Below are 16,426 nucleotides of genomic sequence, written 5' to 3' on the forward strand. Positions count from 1 at the left end.
TTTTTATTAATAATTAAGCAATTGAGTTAACTGCTTTTGTTAATCTTGAAACTTTTCTAGCAACGTTGTTCTTGTGGAATACTCCCTTTGAACCAGCTGTTTCAATAAGCTTGATTGCCTTAATTAATTCTGCCTGAGCTGTTTCTTTGTCTTTGTTAGCTACAGCAGCTTCTACTTTCTTAGTAGCTGTCTTGATTGCAGATTTAACTGATTTGTTTCTTTCATATCTTGTCTGATTAACAAGAATTCTTTTCTTTGCTGACTTAATGTTAGCCATCGTGTCCACCTCCGTGAAATAATAAGTTTCTTAATTCCCTTGAGAGAGATTAGGAATTAAATAGTTTCACCATCTGTGCCATTGGATTTGCGGACGTATGACACAGACATCAACTAGTATTCTATGATATTGAGCATGTAATGTCAATATATTTTTGAATAATAAATTACAATTATTTGCACAAAATAAATAAAAAATGTGAAGGTGAATAATATGAAGTTTAAAGGATTTAAAAATAGAGAAGATAGAGTGGATATATATACAGATTTAGCTTTAGAAGAACGTGAAAAATTTAAAGATAATGTTGAGATAGATGGAGTTGAGTTAAAGAAAAAGTATAATGATGAACTTAAAATGACAACAACTCTCGTAAATATTAAAACTGAAAAAGGTGCTAAAGTCATGGGAAAGCCAAAAGGGCATTATATTACTATAGAAACAAAGTATGCCAAAGAAGATGATAAATATAACCAGAAAAAAATTTCAGACGAATTATTGAAAAATATAGGACATTTAATTAACGCAAATATCGGAAAAGACAAAAGACCTGAAGCTATTTTAATAGTAGGATTAGGAAATGCTCAGGCTACACCTGATGCAATAGGACCAAGAACTGCCTCATTAGTTCAAATAAGAAAAAACATATATTGTATTTCACCGGGAGTCCTTGCACAGACAGGAATGGAAACATTCTCAATAGTAAAGGGTATAGTAGATGAAATGAAGCCTGATTTGATAATAGCGATTGATTCACTTGCGGCAAGAAATATTTCACGTGTTACAACTACAATTCAGCTTACTGACACAGGAATTATACCGGGTTCAGGAATAGGAAATAATAGAGAGGGGTTAAATAGGGAAAATCTTGGATGCACAGTAATAGCAATAGGTGTTCCTATGGTTGTGCATAGTGTTACGATTGTTAATGATACGATGGATAAGTTGATATATCTATTGTCGCAGAATATGGAAAATAACTGTCTTCAAAAAGTGTTTGAGGATTTTACTGTTGAAGAAAAATATCAGTTATTTGCAGAAATTATGACAGAGGATATAGGACAGATGTTTGTTACGCCGAAAGACGTCGATGAAATTGTAGACAATCTAAGTACCATAATTGCAAATTCAATAAATAGATTATAAACATGCTGCATATAATGATTGTGGGGATAAAGGTTTTTACCATTATACTGCTAATCAATATAAAATGTTGAGGTGATAGCGTGCAGCAGGGAATACATGTAAACGGATGGCGATTAAATGTAAAAGAAAAGACATTTCAGGTAATTGTGTCAGTACTGATTATAGTATTGAGTATATATATAGCAAGTAAATGCATTAATACATTTGTTAAAGACAAAGCAAAAGAAAATATTAATGAGGCTGCCGTGCAGACAGCCAATTTTCTTGTGGGAGAAATTATTGAAAATACAAGCATATTAACGCAGTATATGATATATATGGAGAATCATGGTGATTTGTCAGAAGAAATGAAGAAACAAATTTTAGAATCGGTAGTAACAGAGTATATAAATGGAAGTGAATATTCTTATGATACAAATGACCCGGGATATAAACAGGTTGTGCAGTTAATTTATGATAAAGTTAATGCAACTGAACAACCGGAAACGACGCAACTAGAAACCGTGGAAGAGACAACTACACAACCACAGACAAAAGTAGAAGAAGCGAAGAAAGAATTAGTTCCAATACCTAAAATGACAGGCACAAAATATACAAAGGATAATTTAGGCTCGTTTAAAAAAGTCATTGAAAGATTTTACACTGTTACAGCAGCTACTACAATAAGAGAAAGTGATATGCCACTTGATAAGGCGTTAAGCGAAAAATTTAAAATAAAAGGAAATAATAAAAAGCCTCAGATATTAATTTATCATACACATTCCATGGAGACATTTTCAAATAGTAATTCAGAGGATAAAAATACAACCATCATAGGTGTGGGAAACAGATTGGAAAAAGTATTATCAAAACAATTTGGATACAATGTAATCCACGATAAAACAACATATGATATTGTAAATGGCGTACTTGATAGAAATGAAGCCTATACCCAGTCTGAAAAAGGTGTAAAAAAGATATTAAAAGACAATCCTTCAATATCTTTGGTGTTGGATATACATAGGGATGGCGTAAATGACAATACCCATCTTGTGACAGAAATAAATGGAAAACCAACAGCTAAAATAATGTTTTTAAATGGAATGTCAAGATTTAAGGAAAGTGGAGATATAAGCTATTTGCATAATGATTATTTATTTGAAAATCTAGCACTTACGCTCCAGATGAAATTAGCTGCGGAAGCTTATTATCCTGATTTTACACGACGAAATTACATTAATGCATATGAATATAACCTTGGAGTGTGCAGACAGTGTATGCTTATTGAAATTGGCGCTCAGACAAATACATATCAGGAGGCCGTAAATGCAGCAGAACCTCTTGCTGTACTGATAGATAAAGTAATGCGGGGAGAATAAAGAATGGCATCTTCGATTTTTGTATAAAAATTGAAGATGCCATATAACTTAGCGTTATTTTATTTAGTTTTTTCCGCTGGAACCAAAACCACCTTCACCACGAACAGTATCGTTTAATTCATCTGTTTCGATAAAGTTAGCTGTTAAAAATGGAGTGATGACCATTTGAGCAATTCTATCGCCGGGTTCTACAGTTTTTGCAGAATCACCATGATTATGAAGAGCAACAATAATTTCACCACGATAGTCAGCGTCAATAACACCTACTTTGTTTGCAGGAGCCAAACCTTGTTTGCAGGAAAGACCACTGCGGGCATAAATAAGTCCTGCATAACCTACAGGAATTTCAAGAGCGATACCTGTTGGAATGAAAACAGTATTTCCTGGAAGAATTGTTGCCGGTGTATCAAGGCATGCATACAAATCAGCTCCGGCAGCCCATTCAGAGCCGTATGTTGGAATGACTGCTGAATCTTTAAGTTTCTTAATATTAATATTTGCTGTCATAGTTAAATCCTTTCATAATGAATATTAAAAGTTAGTAATATATTCCGGTTTTTCCCATAATACAAGAGAGCCGGATTTCATTGATTCCTGAACTAATATATGTCTTTGATTAGCTGAACCTTTAAATACTAAAGATAAGTCTTTTTGAGCTTCGATAAATTCACCATCAACTAAAACATCTATGTAAGAAAGAAGTTCTTTAGTTTCAGGCCATTCATTAATCATTCGACCGAGTACATCTTTTTCAAAATCATATCCTGTAAAACACCAAATTGATTTTTCAGGATATACTTCACGAATCTTTCTTGCAAGAGGAAGAAGCCCCTGCTGATTTACGTGTTCTAAAGGTTCACCACCAAGAAACGTAATACCTTTGTAGAAATCAGGTTTAAGCAAATCTATTATATAATCAATTGTTTCCTGTGTAAAAGGTTTTCCAAAGTTAAAGTCCCAAGCTTCTTCGTTAAAACAACCGGGACATCTGTGAGTACAGCCACTAACAAACACGGAAACTCTTACTCCGGGACCGTTAGCAACATCATAACGCTTAATATCTGCGTAATTCATAAGCAACCTCCAAATTTATTGAAATAATACATTAAAATGGGCCTTCGCCAAATTAATTGCAAAGGCCCTGTAGGAAATATATGTTACTATAAATGTAAAACTCGTGCTTTAATTTCTTTTGTCTTACCAACATTCCAGAAGTTCTCACCTAAATAACCGCAAGTTCTTCTTGTTACATTCATTTTAGAATGATCTTTGTTGTGACACTGTGGGCATTCCCATTCGCCATCATCATTAATAATAATTTCTCCGTCATATCCGCATACATGACAATAATCTGATTTAGTGTTAAATTCAGCGTACTGTATGTTATCGTATATAAATTTAACTAATTCTTCAAGAGCTTCAAGGTTGTTACGCATGTTAGGTATTTCAACATATGAAATAGCACCACCTGAAGAAATAGACTGGAACTGACTTTCAAAAGTAAATTTGCTGAAAGCATCAATCTTTTCACGAACATCAACATGGTAAGAATTAGTATAATAACCCTTATCTGTAACATCCTTGATATCGCCAAATTTTTCTTTATCAATTCTTGCAAATCTATAACATAATGATTCAGCAGGTGTTCCGTATAAACCAAATGCAATACCTGTGTTTTCTTTCCATGAATCACAAGCAGCTCTTAAACGTTTCATAACACGCAATGCAAAATCAAGTCCCTTAGGGTCTGTATGGCTAACTCCTTTAACTAATTTAGTTACTTCATATAAACCAATGTAACCAAGAGAAATAGTTGAATAACCATCGTGTAATAATTTATCAATAGGTTCATTTTTACCAAGTCTTGCAATAGCACCATACTGCCAATGAATTGGGCTGACGTTAGAAAGTGTACCTTCTAATGCATGATGTCTGCACATAAGTGCTTCAAAGCAAAGAGATAATCTCTCTTCAAGAAGTGGCCAGAATTTTTCTTCATCCTGTCCTGAAATAATACCAATCTGTGGAAGGTTAATACTTACAACACCCTGGTTGAAACGACCTTCCCATTTGTAATTACCATTTTCATCTTTCCAAGGAGAAAGGAAAGAACGGCAACCCATACATGAGAATACCTGTCCTTCGTAATTTTCACGCATTTTCTTAGCTGAAATATAGTCAGGATACATTCTCTTAGAAGAACATTTAACAGCCATCTTAGTAATGTAGTCGTATTTGCCACCCTTTAAGCAGTTATGTTCATCTAAAACATATATAAGTTTAGGGAAAGCAGGAGTAACGTAAACACCCTGTTCATTTTTAATTCCCTCATAACGCTGTCTTAAAATCTCTTCAACAATCATTGCTACTTCATCTACATATTCATCATTTTCATCGATGTTTAAGAAAAGAGTAACAAATGGTGACTGACCGTTAGTTGTCATTAAAGTATTAATCTGATACTGGATTGTCTGAACACCTGACTTTAATTCATCATAAAGTCTGTCATTTACAAATGATTCTAATGTCTCAGGGTCAACCTTATCTCCATATTTTGAAAGATAATTTCTTGTATATTTTTCACGGCTTTTACGGAGATATTTTCCTAAATGCTTAATGTCTACAGACTGTCCACCGTACTGACTGCTTGCAACGCTTGCAATAATCTGAGTCATTACAGTACATGCAACCTGAAAACTCTTAGGACTTTCAATTAATTTTCCGTTGATAACAGTTCCGTTATCAAGCATATCTCCTATATTGATTAAGCAGCAGTTAAAAATAGGTTGCAAATAATAGTCTGAATCATGGAAATGAAGAATTCCTTCATCGTGAGCTTTAGAAATCTTTTCAGGAAGTAAAACTCTTCTTGTTAAATCCCTTGAAACTTCACCGGCAATTAAGTCACGCTGAGTTGATGCAACTACAGCATTCTTATTTGAATTCTCTTCCATAACATCCTTATTAGTATTACCAATTAATGCAAGAATAGAATCATCAGTAGTATTGGCTTTTCTAACAAGTTCTCTTGTATAACGATAAATGATGTATGTTTTTGCAAGAACAAATTTCTTCTCGGCCATAAGCTTCTGCTCAATAATATCCTGAATATCTTCAACTGCCATCTCATCAAAACCACGGTTTTCAATAGAAGCTAATATATTATAAATCTGTTCCTCACTAATTCTTTCTTCCTGGTCGACTTCTGTGTTCGCCTTCTGAATAGCTGATACAATTTTGTTACGATCATAAGTAGCTCTATGACCGTCACGTTTAATAACACTTATCATTTTTTTCGTTCCTTCTTTCTTTTCATATATCATGTATACAGCATTAAAAATACGATAATAATGCTGTTCTATATTAAACACAATTAAATACATTGTGTTTTTAGGCAATAAAAAAGCGATGTGTTAAACTATGATAATCAAGTAAGGTGTTTAACTCTTTCGCATGCATTAGATTATAGCACTAAGCTAAACGAATGTCTACAAAATATTGCGAAAATTAAAAAACAAAAACACAATATATAGTGTTTGAGAAAAGAGAGCCTTTAATAATGGGATGGAACAGAAAATAAAAAATTGTCAAGTGAAAAATAAATTAATTTAATTAAGTGAAATATATTTTATTTGAATGCAATTATAAATTTAAAGAGAAAAATATATTGCATATGTGAATGAAATTAAAAATCATTCTTCATCTTGATTCGGTTTTCTTTTCGTTTAAGGGCACAGTCCCACTCGGCCTGCTGAAATTCATTTTCAATGATAAGCGGTGGAACTTTTGTTGGTCTGTTATTAGCGCCCATTGCAACCATTACAAAGAAAGCTCTGTTAATAGGGTGACGCATTCCTTCATTATTTTCAACATAAGTATCTATGCGAACTTCCATTGAAGTGTTTCCGGTATATGTTACATAACCGATAATTACCAGCAAATCATTTACATAGGCTCCATCTTTAAAGTCTAAATGGTCGATTGCAGCAGTTGTTACATTATTGCAACCGGAATGGCGCTTTGCAACAATTCCGGCAATTTCATCAAGCATGGAAAGTAATGCTCCACCAAATAAACGACCGCCACCATTTAAATCACATGGCTTTATTACATGTACCTGCTCAGTCCTTGAAAAAGAAACTGTTTTTCCATTAATATTTTTTCTATTCATATATAAACACGCTCCTTTGTATAGTTAATTAATCATTAATATTGTTAATACTGTTAATACTGAATTATTCGTGACTATGCCGTAAAAGTGGCTGCAAGGATTAATTTTCATATTCATGGTTCAATTGTCAGTTCAGATACTGTCTGTTCTGCGAATAATTCAGGTTAAATTTCAATTATGCAGATAATTATTAAAAGTTAATATTATCACAATCGCATATGTAGAGTGCAAGAAGATATTTTAATCTGTTTTCAGGTATGTCTAAATCTAAGCATAACTGCTCCTTTATCTGATGAATGCGATAATTAATTGTATTTCTGTGAACAAAAAGTTTATTAGCAACTAAATTAACGCTTCCATTACATTCTAGATATACACGAAAAGTATTTAAGAGTTCACTATCATTTAATGGTGAAAGCAGTTTATGGGCATATTCACAAACATACTTGTCATCAATAGAAAGAGATATGTCGTAAAGTCCAATGTCAGAAAAATGCATTAGATTTTGTCCTTTTATAAATGAAACTTTTAAAGCCTTATAGGCTTGCATATAGTATTGGTACATTGAATCAATTGATTCAATATGATTACTTAAGCCTATATTACAATCGGTAGAAATAATGCTATTAGTGGAACAAATATAATAATGAATATTATCAAGTTCAATTTGTGCAAAATGTAGAATGGTTAAAGGTATTTTACTGGCAACAACTCTAAAGCCTATGAATTGATTAAGAATCTGTATATCTTCTTTTAAAGAAGAACGTAAAATACTTCTTAGAAATACACTGTTTTTTTGCAAAACAACTTTTTGCTCGGAAATAATTTCGTTACAATATTCCTGCATTATATCAGCTATATGAGTGTCCCATGGCATTGAAAAAATAGGAAAATTATTTTTTTCCCCAAATTCGATTATTCGAGAGGGAACATCTTTAATATACATACCAGTATTGATTAGTAAACCACAGGAACCTTTGATGTAAGCCGCGTTTATTAGATGGTCTAGTTTCTGAGTGCATTTAGTAGTTAGACCGGTTGTGATAATTAGTTCTCCACCTCTTACAAAAGAACTGTTATTTATATCGTCTAAAAGGTATACCCAAGTTATTTCTTTATTAAGATTCACAGAAGTAGTCAATAATTTTAAATTATATTTGGTGCTTGTTTTTTGATAAAAATATTCAAGTGTCAGTGACATGATAATATCTCCTTTTTAAGTATTTATTAGGCGCTTGTGACATATCATAATCTGCATAAAATAGCAGTTTATGATATGTCTTTAAGTTTGGTATTGTTATAAAAGAACCTAATTATCAGATATATTTCTTTTTATGATAAAGACTTTATGACTTTTTTGCCTTTAAATCATTAGGGAAGAAAATCGGATTTGCCAGATTAATACACGAAAATGTATTCATAATTATACATTATAACACAATAAAATTGTGCTGTAAGCACAAAAATAAAGTATGATATTATGCTTTATATGCTATAAAATGCAGAAATTGTGTGTTAATATTTGAATATACTAAAAAGAAGGTGAAAACATATTATAAGGAGGTTGCATGCAGAAAATAGAATTAATAGCATTAGATTTAGATGGCACGCTATTAAATGACAACAAAAAGATTTCCCCTGAAAGTATGCGTGTTATGGAGAAAATTATAAGTAAAGGTATATACATTGTGCCAACATCCGGAAGGATGTCAAATGATGATATTGTTCAGAAGAAACTTGAACCAATTGGAATCAGATATTTTATTGGAGAGAATGGTGGAATTATAAAAGATTGCGTTAAACAGAAAAATCTAAGAGTAGTTTCAATGGATTTATTTGAATCAATTGATTTAATAAAAGAATTGGAAAGATATCAAATATTTACATATTTTGTAAGTAACGAAAAAATTTATTATTCAACAAAAAATATAACAAATTTTTTACTGAATACGTTTGCTGAATTTTTTGAAGTATCAGGTGTGAATGAAGAAAGTTTGATAGATATTATAATGGAGAAAAATATTATTCCTGAAAAAATAGGAACATTACTTAACAGCCCTGGCGATGTGAAAAAAATTAAGAGGTTGAAGAATAAGTATAAGAAAATAATAATTATGCAGTCTAACATATTGGCTGTTGAAGCATGTTCAAAAAAAACTAGTAAGGGTATAGCTTTAGGGTGGTTATGTGAACAGTTGGGAATTAATAGGAAAAGCGTAGTTGCAATTGGAGATAGCGAAAGTGACATATCAATGCTTAATTATGCAGGAATTCCAGTGGCAATGGGAAATGCTTTAGATGAGGTTAAAAAGTGTGCAAAGTATGTTATTACAGAAAATAATAATGATGGTGTAGGAAAGTTTCTTATGGATATTTATAGAGAAATTCGTTGATACGAATGTATTTAAAAATAAAAAAACTAAAAGCAGGAAAGGAGAAAATTATGGGAATTTCATTAGCAAGATTAGACAACAGATTGTTACATGGAATAGTAGCTTCTCAGTGGACACCAAAGTCCGGTGCAAACAGAGTTATGGTAATTGATGACAAAACGGCTAATACGCCAATGCTAAAGGAGGCAATGCGAATAGGAAAACCGTCGGGGGTTTCTTTATCAATTATCAATAGAGAAACTGCATATACCAATTTTAAAAATGGTAAATACAATGGGCAGAAAGTCTTTGTTGTATGTAATGATCCGCAGATAATTTTAGATTTGATTGAGGACGGAAATGAGATTGGAACGCTAATTTTAGGTGGAACAGAAGTGCCTGAAAATACAGAAAGTATAAAAGTAAGTAAAAGGGCTTATGTGAAAAAAAAGGATGAATCTGTCTTTAAAAAAATCATGGAAAAAGGCACGAGAGTTTTAGTTCAGTATGTTCCAAATGATAAACCTGAACCGTTGGAAAAATTAATATAAAGAAAGTAGGAGGAAAAAACAATGGCAATAGGATTTGTAATCGCAGCGGCAGTAATAGCAGGATTACAGTATTTAGACAACTATGGTCCTCAGATTATAACAGACAATTATATGTTTTATGCAGTGCTGGTAGGTGCTGTTATGGGTGATCCGAAGACTGCTTTGATAGTTGGCGCAAGTATACAGTTGATGTCACTTGGTGTGGCAGCAATTGGTGGCTCAAGTGTTCCTAATTATGGAATGGCAGCGGTAGTTGCAACTGCACTTACAATTCACACGGGGCAGGATATGTCAGTGGGAATTGCAGTAGGTATAGCAGCTGGAGCATTAGGAGTGCAAATGGATGTAATTGCAAAAATTCTTAATGGATTTGTTGTGAGAAAAGCACAGAAATATTGTATGGAAAATAAATTTAAAAAAATGGAGAGGATTCTTTACTTAGGACCTGTTTTATTTTTCTTAAGTGCAGCTTTACCAACACTTATTATTTTAGCGTTTGGTGAAAATGTAACAGATTTTATAGTTAATTCAATGCCAAAATGGTTTACAGGGGGATTAACAATAGCATGTGGAATGTTACCTGTTATTGGTATTGGAATGTTACTTACATATATGCCTACGAAGAAATACATAGGCTTTGTAGCAATTGGCTTTGTGCTGGTTGCATATATGAATTTGAGTGTATTGCCTGTGGCTATTGTAGGTGCAGCAGTAGCATACGAGTATTACAAGAGACAGGCTGTTTCGACAACTGAAACAGTTTCTGTGGAAGGAGGGTTCGATGAAGATGAGTGATAGAACACCAGTATTGACTAAAAAAGATTTAAGACGTTGTGCATTAAGATCATGGATTAATGTAAATCTGTTTAATTATGAAACACAGCTTGGAGGTGCAGTAGCATTTGCAGAGGCAAAGGCACTAAGAAAAATTTATCCTGATGATGATGATTATCAGAAGGCAATGATGAATCAGTTTAAGTATTATAATACAATGCCATATTTTCATGGATTGCTTTTAGGTGCTGGATTAGCAATGGAAGATAAAGACGGACTTGAGGCTTTGGATGCAGTTCAGTCACTTAAAGTAGGACTAATGGGACCTTTAGCTGGAGTAGGTGATTCTTTAGGATGGATATTATTACCTACAATATTTGGTTCTATAGCCGGTTATATGGGAACTAAAGGTAACCCTATAGGATTAATTATATGGTGTACATTATATGTTGTGTTCTATATTTGGAGACTATCGTGGTGGAATTATGGATATAAGTTAGGAGCAAGCTTTATTTCAGCAATAGGTAATAAGTTAAATGCTTTTACTGAATGTGCTTCGATTTTAGGATTGTTTGTAGTAGGAGCAATGATTCCAAGTGTAGTAACAATGACAACAGGGCTAAAGTTTAAGTACGGAGATGTGTCTATGAATATACAAACAGATATTTTAGATGCAATATTACCTTGTATGTTACCGTTGGCTTTAACAGTAGTGGTTTATAAATTGCTGAAAAAAGGCGTTAAATTGACATATATAATTTTAGGCTTATTAGTTATTGGGTGTATAGGTGCTGCAACTGGACTGTTGGCATAACATATCTAATGGGAAATTTCTACACATTGAAATAGGTATATTTCTTTGTGGGAAATTTCCTTTAGAAAAAGATAATATTTTTTAGGTTGAGAGAGGAATTATGGTTAGATATATTTTTGCATCACATTATAGAATGGCAGATGGGTTAAAGGAAACAGTAGAATTTTTAACATCCGTAAATGAAAACGTATATGCTATTTCGGCTTATGTAACGGAAAATTATAATATTGAAGAGGAAATTAAAAAAGTCTTTGATAAATTTTCAAAAGAAGATAAGGTCGTTGTAATGACAGATGTCTTAGCAGGAAGTGTAAATCAAAAATTTATCCCATACGTTAATGAAAATATATTTTTGATTACAGGTATAAATGCACCTCTTGCAATGGAACTTGTGTTACTACCTGAAGAATGTATAAACAAAGAGCAGTTATCAAACTCTGTTAAATTAGCAAGAGAAACAATACAATTTGTGAATGAAATAAGTTCGGATGCGAATGAAGAAGATGAATAAAATTAAGAAAGGAAATTATTATGATTTTAGTATCAACAAGTACAGTTAAAATCACACCCACAGGACCTTACTTACCATGCTTCGTAAGTGGAAATCCTTTGAGAAGCGAAAAAACAAATAAAGTTCATGATTGTTTTGAGTGTACTGTAATAGTATTCAAAATTAATAACAAGTTAATGGTATGGGGAGAAATAGATATAATAGAAATAGATTTTAGATTAGCGGATACTATGAGAAAATCTGTACAGAAGATGTACAATGTACCATATGAGAATATAATAATAGGTACAATTCACACCCATACAGGTCCTGAAACATTAGAAGAAAATGCATTTGGAATGGATGAAGTAAAAGTTGTTCCGGGATATAGGGAATTTTTAGTCAAAAAGTTTGAAGAAGCAGTTAGTGAGTGCTTTAATAAAGGATTTACACAGGTTACACCTTACATTAGAAATACAGTTATCGATGGTTTATATGGAAATCGAAACGGCAAGGGAGGTATTGAAGATAAAAATATATTAGAAATTAAGTTTGTTGATAAAAATGGTAATATTGTGGCAGGGTGTTTTAACATAGCGTGTCACGCAACTGTAAATGATCCAATGAGTGTTGAATTGACAACAGACATTATTGGATATTTAAGTAGGACAATAGAGAAAGAATGGGGTGTTTCGCCACTTATGATGCAAGGAGCAAGTGGCGATATGGGAAACAGACAATATAGAAAAAAAGCTGGATTTGATGAGATTAAAAGATTAGGGGATGCAATAATTGCACAATTGAGAATGGCAGGAGACTATAAACCGGTATTATTTTCTGATATCAAAATAGATAAGTATCATTATTTAGACGAATTCGACAAAAGTAATGACACTATGGAAAATTTGAAAAAAGAAATAAGTGAGGATGTGGCAAAGTTAAAAATTGAAAAAGACTTTGATCAGAGAAAGCTATTAATAAGTGGTTTAACTTTTTTAAAACAACAGTATAATGAAAAACACGTAAAAAATGAATTTGATGCATCGATAATAAGATTGGGAGATTTGGAGATATGTCAGATACCTGCTGAATTGTTTTCATGTTTCGGATTGCAAATAAAAGCAGCCAGTAAAGCCAAATATTGTATAATATGGGGATATACAAATGGAATGGTTGGATATATGGTTAGGTCAGAGGAATACGAAACATGCTATGAAGGAAGAAGCACTAAATTTAGACAGGGAGAACCAGAAAAAATAACGGAGGATTTGGTTGAATTAATTAAGAAAAGATATAAGTAAGTAGTTTTGTGTGTATGGACTCCGGAGAAATAGAAAACTTCGGAGTCTAATATTTTATGTTAGAGAGGGAAAAAATGTTAAAAAGTTGGAAAGGACAACTCTATATAATTGCGTCGGCAATTCTTTTTGGAACAATGCCTTTTTTAACAAAAATGGCGTATAAAAGTGGTAGTAATGCTTATTCGGTTGTATTTTGGAGATTTTTATGGGCGAGTATATTTATGGCAATAATCATAAAAGGATTCTATAATAAAAAAATACTGTTAAGTAAAGACAAATTAATTAAAATATTGGGATTATCTATTTTATATGGAGTTACCCCAATTTTATTATATATTTCATACAATTACATAGACTCAGGATTGGCAACGTCATTGCATTTTACTTATCCTATTTCTGTTATGATTATTATGGCTATAGTTTTTAAAACAAATATGGAAAAAAAACAGGTTTTGTGTGCTATAGTGTGCGTAGTGGGAATAATAATGTTATATTCTCCGGAAAAGCAGGCTGGAGTAAAAGGAATGGCTTTAGCTGTAATTTCAGGAATAGTATATTCACTATATGTTATATTATTGGAAAAATCTAAATTAAAGGGTGAATCTGTAATGTTAATATCTTTTTGGTTATGCTTTTTTGCTGCTATAGAGACAGGAATATTTTCTGCATTTATTGGAAAACTCAGATTTATAGGAAGCATGCAGGAATTTTTAGCAGAAATATGTTTGGCATTTTTTGCAACAGTTATAGCATTGGTATTATTTCAAAAAGGTGCTTTTTTATGTGGTGCGTTAACTGCATCATTGCTGAGTACATTTGAACCATTGACAGGAGTAATAATTGGATTGATTGTTTTTAAAGAGGAAATGACATGGAAACTTGGAATGGGAATATTTTTAATTCTTTTTTCAACAATCCTAGTTGTTTTGCCTGTCAAAGAAAAGAAAAAAATAAATATTGAAAGAAAAAATAGGTATTTTTGAAACACAGTATGAAATATATTTTAGAAACTTTCCCATAAAGAGTATTTGTGGTATAATGTGAAAATGTTAGTGTTTGAGGAAAAACAGTAATTTATAAAATTAAAATGATATAGAAGATAGGAAATAGTAGTTATGGGAAAAATTATTTTAACAGGTGACCGTCCAACAGGAAAACTTCATGTAGGACATTATGTAGGTTCATTAAAAAGACGAGTAGAGTTACAGAACTCAGGTGAATTTGATGATATTTTTATTATGATTGCAGATGCACAGGCATTAACTGATAATGCAGATAATCCGGCAAAGATTAGAGACAATATCATGGAAGTTGCACTTGATTATTTGTCAGTAGGAATTGATCCTGCTAAGTCTAATATATTTGTACAGTCAGCAGTTACAGAATTAACAGAATTAACATTTTATTATATGAATTTGGTTACAGTATCTAGATTGCAGAGAAATCCTACTGTAAAATCAGAAATTCAGATGCGTAATTTCGAAACAAGTATTCCTACTGGATTTTTCACATATCCAATCAGTCAGGCTTCAGATATTACAGCATTTAAGGCAACAACAGTTCCTGTAGGAGAGGACCAGATGCCTATGCTTGAACAGACAAGAGAGATTGTTCACAAGTTTAACTCAGTATACGGGGAGACACTTGTAGAACCACAGATTCTCCTTCCTGACAATAAGGCATGCTTAAGACTTCCGGGAATTGATGGAAAGGCTAAGATGAGTAAGTCTCTTGGAAATTGTATCTATCTTTCAGAAGATGAGAAGGAAGTTAAGAAGAAAGTAATGTCTATGTTTACAGACCCTGATCATATCCGTATCGAAGATCCGGGTAAGATTGAAGGAAATACAGTATTCACATATTTGGATGCATTTTCAAATGAAGGACATTTTGCAGAATATCTTCCTGAATATGCAAACCTTGATGAATTAAAAGCTCATTATCAGAGAGGTGGACTTGGGGATGTTAAGGTTAAGAAGTTCCTTAACAATGTTATCCAGGAAGAGCTTTCTCCAATCAGAGCACGTAGAAAAGAATACGAAAAAGACATCGAAGGTGTATACGAAATCCTTAAAAAAGGAACAGAAGTTGCACAGGAAAGAGCAGCACAGACTTTAAGCGAAGTTAAACATGCAATGAAGATTGATTATTTTGAAGATCCTGAATTTTTAAGTGAACAGATTAAAAAATATAAATAAGATTTAGAAATATAAAAACCACATCAGATATACTATTTTTAAAGTTAACTAAAAGAAAATAGGTAAAGATGTGGTTTTTGTTTTAAATTAAAGTGAATAAAAATTTCATATCTGAGTTATAAAGTTGTTTAAATTCTCCGAAATAAAAGTTATTTAAAGTTTAACAATAAAGTTGGTCAAATTCTCCAAGTAAAGTTATTTAAAACTCAAAAATAAAAAAAGTTAATTAATTTACAAAAATAAAACTCATTTAAATTCCCAAAATATCAATAACATCTAATCCCGTTTCTACAATATATGCAGGAATGGATTCGTACTCAGGTTCAGGATATTTTAAGTCAGGTATGCAAATAGAAGGAATATTTGCATTCTTTGAAGCTAATAAACCATTTTCAGAATCCTCCAATATAAGAGCAGCTTTTAAGGGAACATCCACTGATTTCCATGCTTTAAGAAAAATTTCAGGGTTTGGTTTAGATTCGTTAACTTTGTCACCACCAATAACGAAACTAAAATATTTATCAATTTCTGCACGTTTTAAATATTTTAATACAATTTCAGTTTTAGTGGATGAAGCAACTACACATGGAATATTTGCGGCAAATAGAGCCTGCAAAAGCTCTTTTATTCCGGGCTTAATCTGAACTCCGTTTTTTTCAATTATATAATTCACCTGTTTTCGGGTCTCGTTAGAGATTATCTCATCAGGATAATCAGAACCGTAAATATCATAAAGAGTACGTTTGAGAGTCTCTCCGGCAATACCTAATGTTTTTACATAATTTTCTTTTCTTTGTTTATAACCGTATTTTTCTAATATAGGAGCCTGAGTTTCCATAAACAACTTTTCCGTATCAAAAAGCAGCCCGTCCATATCAAAAATAACAAGTTTAGTTTTGGTTTTTAGTTCTCTATTTTTACAAATAATCATATATAATGCTCCAATTCATAATAAAAATAATCGAATACTTAAATAA

Annotated in this window: 17 protein-coding genes; 10 read left to right on the forward strand and 7 right to left on the reverse strand. The window is 32.2% G+C overall.

Features of this window, described 5'->3' with window-relative positions; translation table 11 throughout:
• Window positions 1–13 precede the first annotated feature (13 nt).
• Window positions 14–277, reverse strand: coding sequence for a 30S ribosomal protein S20 (rpsT, locus tag DWX29_RS04170; RefSeq protein ID WP_022089057.1), 264 nt, complete (start codon window positions 275–277; stop codon window positions 14–16).
• A gap of 213 nt (window positions 278–490) precedes the next feature.
• On the opposite strand from rpsT, the gene gpr reads away from it, so the two are divergent.
• Window positions 491–1,420 (forward strand): GPR endopeptidase, encoded by a 930-nt coding sequence (gpr, locus tag DWX29_RS04175; RefSeq protein ID WP_117909881.1) that lies wholly within the window; start codon window positions 491–493, stop codon window positions 1,418–1,420.
• 80 nt (window positions 1,421–1,500) lie between these two features.
• Window positions 1,501–2,778, forward strand: coding sequence for a stage II sporulation protein P (gene spoIIP / locus DWX29_RS04180; RefSeq protein ID WP_117909882.1), 1,278 nt, complete (start codon window positions 1,501–1,503; stop codon window positions 2,776–2,778).
• 63 nt (window positions 2,779–2,841) lie between these two features.
• Here spoIIP and dut read toward each other — a convergent pair whose 3' ends face one another.
• The 5 genes from dut to DWX29_RS04205 form a co-directional block, all read right to left on the reverse strand.
• Window positions 2,842–3,285, reverse strand: coding sequence for a dUTP diphosphatase (gene dut / locus DWX29_RS04185; RefSeq protein ID WP_022089060.1), 444 nt, complete (start codon window positions 3,283–3,285; stop codon window positions 2,842–2,844).
• Window positions 3,286–3,309: 24 nt separating this feature from the next.
• The gene (gene nrdG / locus DWX29_RS04190; protein WP_022089061.1) at window positions 3,310–3,852 is read right to left on the reverse strand and encodes an anaerobic ribonucleoside-triphosphate reductase activating protein; all 543 of its coding nucleotides are present in this window, start codon (window positions 3,850–3,852) and stop codon (window positions 3,310–3,312) included.
• A gap of 86 nt (window positions 3,853–3,938) precedes the next feature.
• Window positions 3,939–6,068 carry an anaerobic ribonucleoside-triphosphate reductase gene (nrdD, locus tag DWX29_RS04195; protein WP_022089062.1) on the reverse strand — a complete coding sequence of 710 codons (2,130 nt, stop codon included), beginning with the start codon at window positions 6,066–6,068 and terminating at the stop codon, window positions 3,939–3,941.
• A 395-nt stretch (window positions 6,069–6,463) separates the two neighbouring features.
• Window positions 6,464–6,949, reverse strand: coding sequence for an acyl-CoA thioesterase (locus DWX29_RS04200; RefSeq protein ID WP_022089248.1), 486 nt, complete (start codon window positions 6,947–6,949; stop codon window positions 6,464–6,466).
• Between the two features lie 190 nt (window positions 6,950–7,139).
• The gene (locus tag DWX29_RS04205; protein WP_117909883.1) at window positions 7,140–8,150 is read right to left on the reverse strand and encodes a PucR family transcriptional regulator; all 1,011 of its coding nucleotides are present in this window, start codon (window positions 8,148–8,150) and stop codon (window positions 7,140–7,142) included.
• A gap of 367 nt (window positions 8,151–8,517) precedes the next feature.
• Between DWX29_RS04205 and DWX29_RS04210 the strand changes: the two genes are divergently transcribed.
• The 8 genes from DWX29_RS04210 (at window position 8,518) to trpS (ending at window position 15,449) form a co-directional block, all read left to right on the forward strand.
• Entirely contained in the window at window positions 8,518–9,342 is an 825-nt protein-coding gene (locus DWX29_RS04210) for a Cof-type HAD-IIB family hydrolase (protein WP_117909884.1), read from the forward strand.
• Between the two features lie 50 nt (window positions 9,343–9,392).
• A complete protein-coding gene (locus tag DWX29_RS04215; protein ID WP_117909885.1) occupies window positions 9,393–9,872 on the forward strand; it encodes a PTS sugar transporter subunit IIB in 480 nt (159 codons plus the stop codon).
• 21 nt (window positions 9,873–9,893) lie between these two features.
• A complete protein-coding gene (locus tag DWX29_RS04220) occupies window positions 9,894–10,667 on the forward strand; it encodes a PTS sugar transporter subunit IIC (RefSeq protein WP_117909886.1) in 774 nt (257 codons plus the stop codon).
• The gene (locus DWX29_RS04225) at window positions 10,654–11,460 is read left to right on the forward strand and encodes a PTS system mannose/fructose/sorbose family transporter subunit IID (protein ID WP_243003034.1); all 807 of its coding nucleotides are present in this window, start codon (window positions 10,654–10,656) and stop codon (window positions 11,458–11,460) included. The genes DWX29_RS04220 and DWX29_RS04225 overlap by 14 nt, the downstream gene beginning before the upstream one ends.
• A 100-nt stretch (window positions 11,461–11,560) precedes the next feature.
• Window positions 11,561–11,971 (forward strand): PTS fructose transporter subunit IIA, encoded by a 411-nt coding sequence (locus tag DWX29_RS04230; protein ID WP_117909887.1) that lies wholly within the window; start codon window positions 11,561–11,563, stop codon window positions 11,969–11,971.
• 20 nt (window positions 11,972–11,991) lie between these two features.
• Window positions 11,992–13,251, forward strand: a complete 1,260-nt coding sequence (locus DWX29_RS04235; protein WP_118565240.1) for a hypothetical protein — start codon at window positions 11,992–11,994, stop codon at window positions 13,249–13,251.
• 74 nt (window positions 13,252–13,325) lie between these two features.
• On the forward strand, window positions 13,326–14,234 hold the full coding sequence (locus DWX29_RS04240) for a DMT family transporter (protein WP_158562659.1): 909 nt from the start codon (window positions 13,326–13,328) through the stop codon (window positions 14,232–14,234).
• Between the two features lie 132 nt (window positions 14,235–14,366).
• Window positions 14,367–15,449 carry a tryptophan--tRNA ligase gene (gene trpS / locus DWX29_RS04245; protein WP_022089247.1) on the forward strand — a complete coding sequence of 361 codons (1,083 nt, stop codon included), beginning with the start codon at window positions 14,367–14,369 and terminating at the stop codon, window positions 15,447–15,449.
• Between the two features lie 250 nt (window positions 15,450–15,699).
• On the opposite strand, the gene DWX29_RS04250 is transcribed toward trpS, so the two are convergent.
• Window positions 15,700–16,380 carry an HAD family phosphatase gene (locus tag DWX29_RS04250; protein ID WP_117909890.1) on the reverse strand — a complete coding sequence of 227 codons (681 nt, stop codon included), beginning with the start codon at window positions 16,378–16,380 and terminating at the stop codon, window positions 15,700–15,702.
• Window positions 16,381–16,426 lie beyond the last annotated feature (46 nt).

This window comes from Eubacterium sp. AF19-12LB (assembly GCF_003479125.1).
GTDB lineage: Bacteria > Bacillota > Clostridia > Lachnospirales > Lachnospiraceae > Eubacterium_U > Eubacterium_U album.

What these genes read in the sequence shown, in the direction of transcription:
- rpsT (WP_022089057.1), bottom strand. Translation starts at nt 277, where the DNA reads ATGGCTAACATTAAGTCAGCAAAGAAAAGAATTCTTGTTAATCAGACA.
- gpr (WP_117909881.1), top strand. Translation starts at nt 491, where the DNA reads ATGAAGTTTAAAGGATTTAAAAATAGAGAAGATAGAGTGGATATATAT.
- dut (WP_022089060.1), bottom strand. Translation starts at nt 3,285, where the DNA reads ATGACAGCAAATATTAATATTAAGAAACTTAAAGATTCAGCAGTCATT.
- nrdG (WP_022089061.1), bottom strand. Translation starts at nt 3,852, where the DNA reads ATGAATTACGCAGATATTAAGCGTTATGATGTTGCTAACGGTCCCGGA.
- nrdD (WP_022089062.1), bottom strand. Translation starts at nt 6,068, where the DNA reads ATGATAAGTGTTATTAAACGTGACGGTCATAGAGCTACTTATGATCGT.
- DWX29_RS04200 (WP_022089248.1), bottom strand. Translation starts at nt 6,949, where the DNA reads ATGAATAGAAAAAATATTAATGGAAAAACAGTTTCTTTTTCAAGGACT.
- DWX29_RS04205 (WP_117909883.1), bottom strand. Translation starts at nt 8,150, where the DNA reads ATGTCACTGACACTTGAATATTTTTATCAAAAAACAAGCACCAAATAT.
- DWX29_RS04210 (WP_117909884.1), top strand. Translation starts at nt 8,518, where the DNA reads ATGCAGAAAATAGAATTAATAGCATTAGATTTAGATGGCACGCTATTA.
- DWX29_RS04215 (WP_117909885.1), top strand. Translation starts at nt 9,393, where the DNA reads ATGGGAATTTCATTAGCAAGATTAGACAACAGATTGTTACATGGAATA.
- DWX29_RS04220 (WP_117909886.1), top strand. Translation starts at nt 9,894, where the DNA reads ATGGCAATAGGATTTGTAATCGCAGCGGCAGTAATAGCAGGATTACAG.
- DWX29_RS04225 (WP_243003034.1), top strand. Translation starts at nt 10,654, where the DNA reads ATGAAGATGAGTGATAGAACACCAGTATTGACTAAAAAAGATTTAAGA.
- DWX29_RS04230 (WP_117909887.1), top strand. Translation starts at nt 11,561, where the DNA reads ATGGTTAGATATATTTTTGCATCACATTATAGAATGGCAGATGGGTTA.
- DWX29_RS04235 (WP_118565240.1), top strand. Translation starts at nt 11,992, where the DNA reads ATGATTTTAGTATCAACAAGTACAGTTAAAATCACACCCACAGGACCT.
- DWX29_RS04240 (WP_158562659.1), top strand. Translation starts at nt 13,326, where the DNA reads ATGTTAAAAAGTTGGAAAGGACAACTCTATATAATTGCGTCGGCAATT.
- trpS (WP_022089247.1), top strand. Translation starts at nt 14,367, where the DNA reads ATGGGAAAAATTATTTTAACAGGTGACCGTCCAACAGGAAAACTTCAT.
- DWX29_RS04250 (WP_117909890.1), bottom strand. Translation starts at nt 16,380, where the DNA reads ATGATTATTTGTAAAAATAGAGAACTAAAAACCAAAACTAAACTTGTT.